Genomic DNA, 11,578 nt, shown 5'->3' with positions numbered 1-11,578 from the left:
CCGCGGCGGGGGGGGGGTGGGGGCTGCGCGGCCCCGCTGCACCCCCTCCCTAACCACCCCCCCCGGCCCCCCGGGGGGGGGGCGGCCCCCCCCCCCGCGAATCTAGATGAGGTTTTATGGCGATGAAGGACTTCGCTGAACTGAAATCCCTGCGCGACAAGCTCAAGGAAGACGAAAGGCTGCGCGCCATCGAAAAGGCCGAGCGGGAAAAGCGCGAGCGCATCGCGCGCGAGCACGCCGTCGAATTCCGCACGGCCGTCACGGACGTCGTCAAGATGCCCGAGTCGGACCGCTACGTGTGGCGCCCGATGCACGAATTCGAAACGCGCGGCCAGCCCCTGCCCACGCGTCCCCGCACCCTGGAAGAAGAAACGGCCGCCGTGCTGCGCGAGTCGATGCTGTCCGACCAGTTCGACGTGGACGGCCTGCTCGACGAAGATCCGTCCCTCAGCTGGTCGGCGCCGGGCGTCGGCCCGGACGTGGTGAAAAAGCTGCGCAAGCGCCACTGGCCCGTCGAGGACGAGCTGGACCTGCACGGCCTCACACGCGACCTGGCGCGCCGCCACGTCGACGCCTATCTCCGCAAATCCACCAGGCGCGGCATCCGCTGCGTGCGCATCATCCACGGCGTGGGCTATGGTTCGGCCGGCGGCGAACCGGTCCTGCGCGGGATGGTCCACAGCTGGCTCGTGCAGACGGGCGACGTGGTCGCGTTCTGCGTCGCGAACCGGGCCGACGGGGGCAATGGCGCATTGATCGTCCTCCTGCGCCCCGCACTGCTCGACTGAACACATCCATTCAAGCACGTTTCATCGTCAAGAATCCGCAACGATCTGACGAAACGGGTAAGATGCAGACTCGTAGCGCCACGGTGGCCCTGCCAGTATAAGGATGAGTGAGTGGAGTCCAGTACGCCCGAACCGATGGCAGTGCCGCAGCGGGTCGATCTGCAGAATTGTGCGGACGAACCGATCCATCTCCCCGGCTCGATCCAGCCGCACGGCGCCCTCCTCTTCCTGTCGGACGCCGGGCGCGTCGAAGGCTGGAGCACCAACATCGCCACCGTCATGGACCACGAACCCGCGCTGGGACAACCCTTCGGCACGCTCGGGCTGCCGGGGGCGGTGACTGAACTCATCCAGGAATGCCTGGCCACGATCGAGGACGGCGAAGCACCGGCCTCGGTGGCGGCCCTGTCCATCGGCGGGCGCGAATACGATTGCGTCGTGCACGCACACATGCGGCGCGTGCTCGTCGAATTCGAGGCGCGCGACGTCAGCATCGAGGAAGTCGCCCAGTTCGCGATCAAGGCGCACTCGTCGATCGACCGCCTGCGCCGCCAGCGCAGCATCGACGGCCTGCTGGAAGCGGCCGTGCGCCAGATCCGCGACTTCACGGGTTTCGACCGCGTGATGGCCTACGCTTTTCGCAGCGACGATTCCGGCGACGTGGTGGCCGAGGCACGCCGCGACGACCTCGTGCCCTACCTCGGCCAGCGCTACCCGGCCGGCGACATCCCGCCACAGGCGCGCCGACTGTACGTGCTGAACACCCTGCGCATGATCGCCGACGTCGGCTACCACGCCGTGCCGCTGCTCGGCGCGGAAGGCGGCGCGCCGCTCGACATGAGCTTCGCCGTGCTGCGCAGCGTGTCGCCGATCCACGTGGAGTATCTGCAGAACATGGGCGTGGGCGCGTCGATGAGTGTGTCGATCGTCATCCACGGCCGCCTGTGGGGCCTGATCGCGTGCCACCACATGGCGCCGAAGCGCGTGCCCTACTCCGTGCGGATGGCGGCCGACGTGCTCGCGCAGGTGATCGCCTCGACCGTGCAAGGCATCGAGGCGCGCGAGGACGCGGAACTGGTCGAGCATGCGGCCAAGGTGCGCACGAGCCTCGTCGAATCGCTGCTGCTGGAAGAAGACCCGCTCGAAGCCCTCGTCGAGCATGGCGACGGCCTGCTCGAATCCACGCATGCGCAGGCGCTCGTCGTCTGCCAGTACGGGCACGTCGTGTGCCGCGGCGTCGACCAGGCGCTGGGGGACGCCATCGTCGCGTCGCTGCCGGCCGAGCCGCACGACACCGTCATCCGGACGTCCGTGAAGGAGTGGCCGGACGCGATCCAGGCCCGGCTCGGCAAATGGGTCGGCATGCTGGGCCTGCCATTCGACCCGCCCAGCGGCGGCTGGTGCGTGCTGCTGCGCACCGAACAGATCGAGGAAGTTGCCTGGGGCGGCAAGCCGGACAAGACCCAGGCCGGCCCGCTGGGCGAGCGCCTGACGCCGCGCGGTTCGTTCGAGGCGTGGCACGAGACCGTGCGCGGCCTCGCCCACCCGTGGGAAGACGGCATCCTCACGCATGCGCGCATGATGCTGGGCGAACTGGCGCGCGTGTCGAACGCGCGCCGCGCCCAGACGGAATCCACGCGCGCGCAACTGCTCGCCATGCTGGGCCACGACCTGCGCGACCCGCTCAACTCGATCAACATGGCCGGCATGGTCCTCGAACGCACGGACGGCGTCGGCAACAAGGGCACGCTGGGCAAGCGCATCCAGTCGTCCAGCAACCGCATGCAGCGCATGATCGGCCAGGTGCTGGACATGAGCCGCATCGACCGCGGCCTCTCGCTCGGCATCGACCTCCAGCCCGTCGACCTGGCGGCCCTCGCCTGCGACATGGTCGAGGAAGCGCGCCTCGCCTATCCGACCATCGTCTACGATTTGCACACCGTCGGGCCGGCGTTCGTGCTGGCGGATGGGGGCCGGCTCGGCCAGGTGATCTCCAACCTGCTGTCCAACGCCCGCCACCACGGCGAACCGAACCAGCCGATTACGATCCGCCTCGCGCCGCGCGACGGTATCGCCGTGCTGGAAATCGCGAACGCGGGCGCGCCGATTCCGGAAGAGACGGCAAGCGCGCTGTTCAATCCATTCAAGCGCAGTTCGCTGAACAATCCGCGCAACCGCACGGGCATGGGCCTCGGCCTCTACATCGCCCAGCAGATCGTGCGCGAGCACGAGGGCGAGATCGACTACCGCCACGAGGGCGGCAAGGTGATCTTCGCCGTGCGCCTGCCGCTGGCACCGAACGCCAGCTGACGCGGCCCGGGCCCTCTCCTCCCGCATGCACCTCATCACCGTCATTGAAATCGTTGCGATCCTGGTGGGCGCGTTCTCGGGATTCATCGAGGCGCGGAGAAAGCGCATGGACGTGGTGGGGGTGTTCACGGTGGCCTTCATCGCCGCATTCGGCGGCGGCACCCTGCGCGACATCCTGCTCGATAAACGGCCGCTGTTCTGGGTGATCCACCAGGAATACGCGATCCTGATCTTCGTGCTGGCCCTCGTCGCGACGCCGCTGATCCGCACCCTGCGCCAGATCGTGTCGGAACGGCTGATCGTCATCGCCGACGCGGTCGGCCTGGGGCTGTTTTCCGTGGCGGGCGTATCGTCCGCGCTGGACGCGCACATGCCGCTGTTCATCGCCTCGATGATGGGCGTGATCACGGGGATCTTCGGCGGCGTGATGCGCGACATCGTCTGCAACGAAGTGCCGATGGTGTTCAGGGACGGCAAGCCCTACGCGATCTGCGCGTTCCTCGGCAACTGGATGTTCCTGCTGCTGGGGATGAACGGCTTCCCGCACGATTTCGCGCTGTGGTCCAGCGCGATGTTCATCGTCGTGTTCCGGCTGGTGGCGTGGAGGTTCGATGTGCGGGTGGGGCGGTAAGGCCACGTAACACATGAACACCGTCATTCCCGCGAAGGCGGGAATCCATGCTGACTCTCAGAATCAGGTCAACGCGGCGTCACTGTGCCAATTACCGGAGCCTCAGTATGGGTCCCCGCCTTCGCGGGGACGACGTTATACGGCGTCCGGCCCCGTCTCGCCCGTACGGATACGAATCACCTGCTCCACTTCCTGCACGAAGATCTTGCCGTCGCCGATCTTGCCGGTGCGCGCCGCCTTGATGATCGCGTCCACGACCTGCTCGGTCAGCGCATCGTCGACCACCACTTCGATCTTCACCTTGGGCAGGAAGTCGACCACGTATTCGGCGCCGCGGTACAGTTCCGTGTGGCCCTTCTGGCGGCCGAAGCCCTTCACTTCCGTGACGGTAAGGCCGGTGACGTTCACTTCCGCCAGCGCCTCGCGCACTTCGTCCAGTTTGAACGGCTTGATCACGCAGGTAATCTGTTTCATGTTTATCTCCTAAAAATTTCCCGGGATTATCGCATGGTGCCCGGTCAGTCCGGAATCCTCGCCAGCTGGTCCATCCACACGGTCGCTTCCGAGTCGCTCGGCGCGCGCCAGTCGCCGCGCGGGGACAGCGAGCCGCCGTTGCCGACCTTCGGCCCGTTCGGCACGCACGAGCGCTTGAACTGGCTCGTCTTGAAGAAGCGCCACAGGAAGATGCCGAGGTTTTTCTTGATCGCCGCGAGGTCGTACTGGTTGCGCGCCGGGCTGCCGCCTTCCGGCCACGGACCGGCCGCGCGATCCTGCCACGCGCTCCACGACAGGAACGCGACCTTCGCCGGGCCGAAACCGTAGCGCAGCGTGTAGTACAGGTTGAAATCCTGCAGCTCGTACGGACCGATGAAGTCTTCCGTCACCTGCGCCGGCTTGTTCGCCTCCCCCACCTTACCCGGGACCAGCTCCGGCGAGATCTCCGTCTCCAGCACGTTGATCAGGACGTCGGAGCCCGTGTCGCCGATCTGCTTCGTATCGGCGACCCAGCGCACGAGGTGGGAAATGAGCGTCTTGGGCACGCTCGCGTTGACGTTGTAGTGCGACATGTGGTCGCCCACGCCATACGTGCACCAGCCCAGCGCCAGTTCGGACAAATCGCCCGTGCCGATCACGATCGCATGATGGTGGTTCGCGAGACGGAACAGGTGACTGGTGCGCTCGCCCGCCTGCACGTTCTCGAACGTGACGTCGTACTGTTCCGCGCCTTCCGCGTACGGGTGGCCGAGGTCCTTCAGCATCTGGATGCAGCTGGGGCGGATGTCGATCTCGTGCGCCGTGCAGCCCACGACGCGCATCAGTTCGCGCGCCTGGCGCAGCGTGCGTTCGCTCGTCGCGAAGCCGGGCATCGTGTACGCGAGGATGTTCGTGCGGGGAAGCCCCAGCTTGTCCAGCGCCTTGGCGCAGACGAGCAGCGCGTGTGTCGAATCCAGGCCACCGGAAATACCGATGACGACTTTCTGGTGCCCGGACGACTGCAGCCGCTGCACGAGCGCCTGCACCTGGATGTTGTAGACCTCCGTGCAGCGCTCGTCGCGGCGGCGGCCGTCGGCCGGCACGTACGGGAAGCGCTCGACGAGGCGGGCCAGCGGCAGGTCCCGGTCGACTGGCAGCGGCACGGCGAATTTCTGTACGCGGAATTTTTCGACCTCATGCGCGTGGCGGCGCACCGATTGCGCGAACGTCGTCGTGTGCATGCGGTCGACCGACAGGCGTTCCAGGTCGACGTCGCCGAAGATGATGTGCGAGTCGGCCAGGAAGCGCCCGGACTCGGCCAGCCTGTCGCCCTTTTCGTAGATCAGCGACTGGCCGTCCCACGCCATGTCCGTCGTCGATTCGCCGCGGCCCGCCGATGTGTACAGGTACGCGGCCAGGCAGCGCGCCGACTGCTGCGACACGAGCTGGTGCCGGTAGCCGCTCTTCCCGACGACGACGTTCGACGCGGACAGGTTCACCAGCACCGTCGCGCCGGCCAGCGCGGCGTACGAGGACGGCGGGATCGGCACCCACACGTCTTCGCAGATCTCGACATGGAAGCGGAACAGCGGTTGATTCTCGAGCTCGAAGATCTGTTCGGGACCGAACGGCACGTCCTGGCCCAGCAAGGTGATCCGGTCGACGGCCGCGTTGTCCGCGGGACTGAACTGCCGACTTTCATAAAATTCGCCATAATTGGGCAGGTAGCTTTTCGGGACCACACCCAGGATGCGGCCGTCCGCGACGACCACGGCACAGTTGAACAGCACGTGGTTGACGCGCAGCGGCGCGCCGACGACGAGGGCCAGCGGCAGAGTGCTCGACGCGGCGACCACCTCGGCCAGCGCGTCCAGCACGGCGTCGAGCAGCGCGCGCTGGTGGAACAGGTCGTCGCACGTGTAGGCCGACAGCCCCAGTTCGGGGAACGCGGCCAGCACGGCGCCATTCTCGGCGGCTTCACGCGCAAGGCGGATCGTTTCCTGCGCATTGAACGCCGGGTCGGCAACCTTGCAACGCGGGCTGGCGACGGCCACGCGCGCGAAATCATGGGAATACAGGTTGAAGAATCGCTTATCCATAGGTCTCAACAGCTCACGGAAGTCATCTTGAATTATCGCACGCATATCGTTTCTTCTCTGTCCGAGATCGGGCAGGCGGACTGGGATGCCCTCGTGGCCCTGCAGCAGGATCCGAACCCGTTCCTGTCCTTTGCCTTCCTGCACGCCCTGCACGAATCCGGCAGCGCCACGCCGGAGACGGGCTGGCAGCCGCAATACATCGCCCTGTACGACGCGGATGAGCAGCTGGCGGCCGCCCTGCCCCTGTACGTGAAAGGCCATTCGTACGGCGAATACGTGTTCGACTGGGCCTGGGCCAACGCCTACCAGGAGCATGGACTCGACTATTACCCGAAGCTGCTGTCCGCGATCCCGTTCACGCCCGTGAGCGGCCCGCGCCTGCTCGCGCGCGATGCGCCCGCGCGGGCGGCCCTCGTCGACGTGCTCGTGAAAACGCAGAAGGCGACGGACGTGTCGTCCACGCACGTGCTGTTCCCGCCGGACGAGCAGGCGAAGCAGCTGGCCGACGCCGGCTTCCTGCTGCGCAGCGGCGTGCAGTTCCACTGGATGAATGCGGGCTACGCCACGTTCGACGAGTTCCTCGCCACGCTCGAACAGAAGAAGCGCAAGAACATCCGCGCCGAGCGGAGAAAAGTGCGCGAGGCGGGCGTGACGTTGCGCCGGGTGCGCGGTCCGGCCATCACGGACGAGGAATGGCGGTTCTTCGCGCGCTGCTACCGCAACACCTATTCCGAACACTTCTCGAAGCCCTATTTGAACCTGGACTTCTTCCGCCGCATCGGCAAGACGATGCCGGACAACCTGCTGCTCGTGATCGCGGAACGGGACGGCCACCCGATCGCGGCGTCGCTCGTCGTGCACGACAAGACCACCTTGTACGGCCGCTACTGGGGGGCGCTGGAACACGTGCCCTGCCTGCACTTCGAGACGGCCTATTACCAGCCGCTGGAATTCTGCATCGAACAGGGCATCCAGGTGTTCGAAGGCGGCGCGCAGGGCGAGCACAAGATGGCGCGCGGGTTCCTGCCGACGCGGACGTGGTCCGCGCACTGGCTCGCGCACCCGTCGTTCCTTGACGCCGTCGCGCGCTTCCTGGAACGGGAGGCCGGCGGCATCGACGATTACATCGATGAACTCAACGACCGGAACCCATTCCGCACAGGATCGTGACGGCCGCGACGAGGTCGTCCTCGTTCATGCGAGCTCCGCGACGAGACGGCCCAGCGTGCGCAACGCGTCTTCCGTCGCCGGCGTCCACGGGTAGCTGTAGTTCAGGCGGATGCAGTGCGTCCAGCTGCCGCGCGCCGAAAACATGTGGCCGGGGCCGACCGTGATCCCGTGCTCAAGGGCGCGGGCATACAGCCGCATCGCATCGACGCCGCCCGCCAGTTCCACCCACAGCACGTAGCCGCCCTGCGGTTCGGAGACGCGGGTGCCGGCCGGGAAGAAACGCAGCACGGCGGCCGCCATCATGCGCGCGCGCTGCGCATACCCCTTGCGCACCTGGCGCAGGTGGCGGTCGAAGCCGTCGTGCTGCAGGTAGTCGGCGATCGCCAGTTGCGGCAGCGACGGCGTGCTGAGCGTGTTCAGGAATTTCAGCTTTTCCACCTGGGCCGCGTAGCGTCCCGCGAGCGCCCAGCCGATGCGGTAGTTCGACGTCAGGCTCTTCGAGAACGACGCGCAGTGCAGCACGAGGCCGCGCGTGTCCCACGTCTTGAGGGGGCACGGGTGGCTGTCGCCGTAATACAGTTCGTCGTAGACGCAGTTCTCGATCGCGGGGATGCCGTGCTCCGCGAGCAGCGCCACGAGTTCGCGCTTGCGCTCGTCCGGCATGATGAAGGCGAGGGGATTCTGGAAGTTCGGCATCACCATCACCGCGGCCACGCGCTGGCTGGCCAGGATCGTGCGTAGCGCGTCGACATCGATACCGGTGCGCCGGTCCGTCGGCACCTCGAGCGCGCGCATGCCCATGCGCTCGATCGCATGCAGCATGGCGTAGAACGTCGGCGACTCGACGGCGACGGTGTCGCCCGGCCTGGCGACGGCCTGCAGGCACAGGTTGATCGCTTCGGTGGCGCCGACGGTGACGATGATCTCGCCCGGATCGACGGCGACCCCGTGCTCCATGTAGCGGCGCGCGATCTGGCGGATCAGTTGCGGATTCCCCGGCGGCAGGTCGTCCAGCACGCTGACGGGGCGGCTGCGCGCGATCGCGTTGGCGTACCGGCTGATGCGCGCCGCCGGGAAGGCGGCGGGATCCGGGTACGGCGAACCGAGCGGCGCGGCGCCCTGCGTGCGGATCGTGCGCAACGTGGACAGCACGAGCCGGCTCACGTCCACTTCCGACGACAACGTCAGGGCGGGCGCCGGCTCGGCGGAACGAGGCGTGACGCGCTGCCGGGCGCGCACGAAGAAGCCGGATTGCGGCCGGCTCTCGATGACGCCCCTGCTCTCCAGCAGCGAGTACGCGCGCAGCACCGTGCTGATGCTCAGCTTGCGGCGCTGGCTGGCCTGGCGCACGGAGGGCAGCCGCTCCCCTTCCAGCAGCACGCCGCGCGCGACCTGGCCTTCGACTTCGGCGGCGAGGGACTCGTAGAGCTTCATGCGGACGAGTATAGCGCAGCGGTACAGTTGCAGCACCGCCGGGCCAACTGTACTCCATCGTCATCTGCGCAACTGTATCTGCACAGTGGGAGGCTCATCCATGACACTGTTGCCATCGCAAAAAGAGAGGCAAGCATGGCCGAGAACGACACCGGAGGGCGCATCGCCCCGTACTCCAACCCCGCCGGCGGCTGGGGCGCGCTGAAATACGTGGCGCTGAACCTGGTCCGCGAACGCGTGGGCAGGAACAGCATCGGGACGCTGCTCGCGCAGAACCAGCCGGACGGCTTCGACTGCCCCGGCTGCGCGTGGCCCGACCGCGTCCATACGTCCACGTTCGAATTCTGCGAGAACGGCGTCAAGGCCGTGGCGGCGGAAGCGACGAGCAAGCGCGTGCCGCCCGAGTTCTTCGCACGGCACACGGTGACGGAACTGATGGCGCAAAGCGACTACGAACTGGAACGGCACGGCCGCCTGACCGACCCGATGGCGTACGACCGCGCCACCGACAAGTACGTCCCCATCGCGTGGGACGATGCGTTCGCCCTCATCGCGCGCCACCTGAACGCGCTGGACGACCCCGACCGCGCGGCGTTCTACACGTCCGGCCGCGCCAGCAACGAAGCCGCGTTCCTGTACCAGCTGTTCGCGCGCATGGTCGGCACCAACAACTTCCCCGACTGTTCCAACATGTGCCACGAGGCGACGAGCCGCGGCCTGCCCGGCACGGTCGGCATCGGCAAGGGCACCGTCACGCTGGACGATTTCGACGAGGCCGACGCCATCCTGATCTTCGGCCAGAACCCGGCCACGAACCACCCGCGCATGATGGGCCTCCTGCGCGAATGCGCGAAACGGGGCGCCGCCATCGTGTCGATCAACCCGCTGAAGGAACGCGGCCTGGAGCGCTTCCAGGATCCGCAAAGCCCGGCCGAGATGCTCACCAATGCCAGCACGCCGATCAGTTCCATGTTCGTGCGCCCGCGTGTGTCCGGCGACCTGGCCCTCATCAAGGCCGTGGCCAGGCGCGTGCTGGAACTGGACGACGAGGCCCAGGCCGCGGGCAATCCGCGCGTGCTCGACACGGCATTCATCGACGCCCACACGACCGGCTTCGCCGCGTTCGCGGCCGACCTGCGCGCCGAGGACTGGGGCATGCTGCTGGAGGAATCGGGCGTGCCGCGCGCCGAGATCGAACGCCTGGCGCGCCTGTACGCGAGCGCCGAACGCGTGATCGCATGCTGGGGCATGGGCATGGGCCTGACCCAGCATAGGCAATCGGTGGCGGCCGTGCAGATGCTGTCGAACCTGATGATGATGCGCGGGCAGATCGGCCGCCGCGGCGCCGGCCTGTGCCCCGTGCGCGGACACTCCAACGTGCAGGGCGACCGCACGGTCGGCATCGAGGAACGCCCCACGCCCGCCTTCCTCGACCGGCTGGGCCAGGTATTCGACTTCTCTCCGCCGCGGCATCACGGGCTCGACGTCGTGGCGACGATCCGCGGCATGGTGGATGGCCGCGTGAACGTGTTCGTCGGCCTGGGCGGCAACTTCGCGGCCGCCACGCCCGACACGCCGCTCACGTGGGCCGGCCTGCGCCAGTGCGCGCTGACGGTGCAGGTGTCGACGAAGCTGAACCGCAGCCACCTCGTGCACGGCCGCGACGCGCTGATCCTGCCCACGCTGGGCCGCACGGAGATCGACATGCAGGACGGCGTGGCGCAGGGCGTGACGGTGGAAGATTCGATGAGCATGGTGCACATCTCGTACGGCATCAACCGCCCCGCGTCGCCGAACCTGCTGTCCGAGATCGCCATCGTCGCGCGCATAGCCCACGCCACGCTCGGCAGCGGCAAGGTGGACTGGCTGGCCCGCGCCGCGAACTATGCGCTGATCCGCGACGACATCGAGAAGGTGTTCGACGACTTCTACGACTACAACGCGCGCGTGGCCAGGCCGGGCGGCTTCCACCTGCGCGTGGCGTCGCGCGAGCGCACGTGGGCGACGCCGAGCGCGCGGGCCCAGTTCGTCGTCAACGCGATCGACCGCGATACGGCCATCCACCGCGCCCGCGCCATCCACGGCGAGCGCCTGCTGACCATGATGACGACCCGCTCGCACGACCAGTACAACACGACCATCTACGGCCTCGACGACCGCTACCGCGGCGTGTTCGGCATGCGCCGCGTCGTGTTCATCCACCGCGACGATCTCGCGATGCTGGGACTGGAGGCGGGCGACAAGGTCGACATCACGAGCATGTGGAACGACGGCATCGAGCGCCGCGCGGACGGCTTCCTGCTCGTCGAATACGACATCCCGCGCGGCTGCGTCGGCGCCTACTATCCGGAGACGAATCCCCTCGTGCCGCTGGACAGCGTGGCCGTGGGCGCGGGCACGCCGACGTCGAAGTCGATTCCGGTGCTGCTGCACCCGGCACGCTAGCGCGCGGCGAGACGCGCCAGCGCTGCGGGAATGCTTGCTGCCGGCAGCCTGTAACGCGCGTACGGCGCGCCGCGGATCGGCGGCAGGTCGTGCTCGCGCACGAAGCCGATCGACGTGTACAGCCGCAGCGCCGTCGTCATGATGGGACTCGTGTGCAGGCCGATGGCCGGCGCCCCTGCACACTGCGCCCGTTCGAGCGTGGCCGCGACGAGCGCGCGGCCGATGCC

9 protein-coding genes are annotated in these 11,578 nt (G+C 67.6%); 5 read left to right on the top strand and 4 right to left on the bottom strand.

Annotated elements, in window-relative coordinates:
* The first annotated feature begins 122 nt into the window (after positions 1 to 122).
* The 3 genes from ACEN88_RS14915 (at position 123) to ACEN88_RS14905 (ending at position 3,729) form a co-directional block, all read left to right on the top strand.
* Entirely contained in the window at positions 123 to 788 is a 666-nt protein-coding gene (locus ACEN88_RS14915; RefSeq protein WP_413340744.1) for a Smr/MutS family protein, read from the top strand.
* 111 nt (positions 789 to 899) lie between these two features.
* Positions 900 to 3,098, top strand: coding sequence for an ATP-binding protein (locus ACEN88_RS14910; RefSeq protein ID WP_413340742.1), 2,199 nt, complete (start codon positions 900 to 902; stop codon positions 3,096 to 3,098).
* Positions 3,099 to 3,123: 25 nt separating this feature from the next.
* Positions 3,124 to 3,729 carry a trimeric intracellular cation channel family protein gene (locus ACEN88_RS14905; RefSeq protein ID WP_056127730.1) on the top strand — a complete coding sequence of 202 codons (606 nt, stop codon included), beginning with the start codon at positions 3,124 to 3,126 and terminating at the stop codon, positions 3,727 to 3,729.
* Positions 3,730 to 3,864: 135 nt separating this feature from the next.
* Here the strand turns inward: ACEN88_RS14905 and ACEN88_RS14900 are convergent, their stop codons facing one another.
* Positions 3,865 to 4,203 carry a P-II family nitrogen regulator gene (locus ACEN88_RS14900; protein WP_036236923.1) on the bottom strand — a complete coding sequence of 113 codons (339 nt, stop codon included), beginning with the start codon at positions 4,201 to 4,203 and terminating at the stop codon, positions 3,865 to 3,867.
* A 44-nt stretch (positions 4,204 to 4,247) separates the two neighbouring features.
* Positions 4,248 to 6,302, bottom strand: coding sequence for an NAD(+) synthase (locus ACEN88_RS14895; protein ID WP_413340739.1), 2,055 nt, complete (start codon positions 6,300 to 6,302; stop codon positions 4,248 to 4,250).
* A 27-nt stretch (positions 6,303 to 6,329) separates the two neighbouring features.
* On the opposite strand from ACEN88_RS14895, the gene ACEN88_RS14890 reads away from it, so the two are divergent.
* Positions 6,330 to 7,472, top strand: a complete 1,143-nt coding sequence (locus ACEN88_RS14890; protein WP_413340737.1) for a GNAT family N-acetyltransferase — start codon at positions 6,330 to 6,332, stop codon at positions 7,470 to 7,472.
* A 24-nt stretch (positions 7,473 to 7,496) separates the two neighbouring features.
* On the opposite strand, the gene ACEN88_RS14885 is transcribed toward ACEN88_RS14890, so the two are convergent.
* Positions 7,497 to 8,906 carry a PLP-dependent aminotransferase family protein gene (locus ACEN88_RS14885; protein WP_413340736.1) on the bottom strand — a complete coding sequence of 470 codons (1,410 nt, stop codon included), beginning with the start codon at positions 8,904 to 8,906 and terminating at the stop codon, positions 7,497 to 7,499.
* Between the two features lie 135 nt (positions 8,907 to 9,041).
* On the opposite strand from ACEN88_RS14885, the gene ACEN88_RS14880 reads away from it, so the two are divergent.
* A complete protein-coding gene (locus ACEN88_RS14880; protein WP_413340734.1) occupies positions 9,042 to 11,351 on the top strand; it encodes an FdhF/YdeP family oxidoreductase in 2,310 nt (769 codons plus the stop codon).
* Here the strand turns inward: ACEN88_RS14880 and ACEN88_RS14875 are convergent.
* On the bottom strand, positions 11,348 to 11,578 hold a 231-nt coding region (locus tag ACEN88_RS14875), incomplete at its 5' end, for a GNAT family N-acetyltransferase (RefSeq protein ID WP_413340733.1). The two genes, ACEN88_RS14880 and ACEN88_RS14875, sit on opposite strands and share 4 nt — an antisense overlap.

The sequence above is a fragment of the Massilia sp. CT11-108 genome, from assembly GCF_047302915.1.
GTDB lineage: Bacteria > Pseudomonadota > Gammaproteobacteria > Burkholderiales > Burkholderiaceae_D > Telluria > Telluria orientalis.
Note: the sequence above shows the minus strand (reverse complement) of the source record. Positions and strands in the feature narration are given on the sequence as shown.

What these genes read in the sequence shown, in the direction of transcription:
- ACEN88_RS14915 (WP_413340744.1), top strand. Translation starts at nt 123, where the DNA reads ATGAAGGACTTCGCTGAACTGAAATCCCTGCGCGACAAGCTCAAGGAA.
- ACEN88_RS14905 (WP_056127730.1), top strand. Translation starts at nt 3,124, where the DNA reads ATGCACCTCATCACCGTCATTGAAATCGTTGCGATCCTGGTGGGCGCG.
- ACEN88_RS14900 (WP_036236923.1), bottom strand. Translation starts at nt 4,203, where the DNA reads ATGAAACAGATTACCTGCGTGATCAAGCCGTTCAAACTGGACGAAGTG.
- ACEN88_RS14895 (WP_413340739.1), bottom strand. Translation starts at nt 6,302, where the DNA reads ATGGATAAGCGATTCTTCAACCTGTATTCCCATGATTTCGCGCGCGTG.
- ACEN88_RS14885 (WP_413340736.1), bottom strand. Translation starts at nt 8,906, where the DNA reads ATGAAGCTCTACGAGTCCCTCGCCGCCGAAGTCGAAGGCCAGGTCGCG.
- ACEN88_RS14880 (WP_413340734.1), top strand. Translation starts at nt 9,042, where the DNA reads ATGGCCGAGAACGACACCGGAGGGCGCATCGCCCCGTACTCCAACCCC.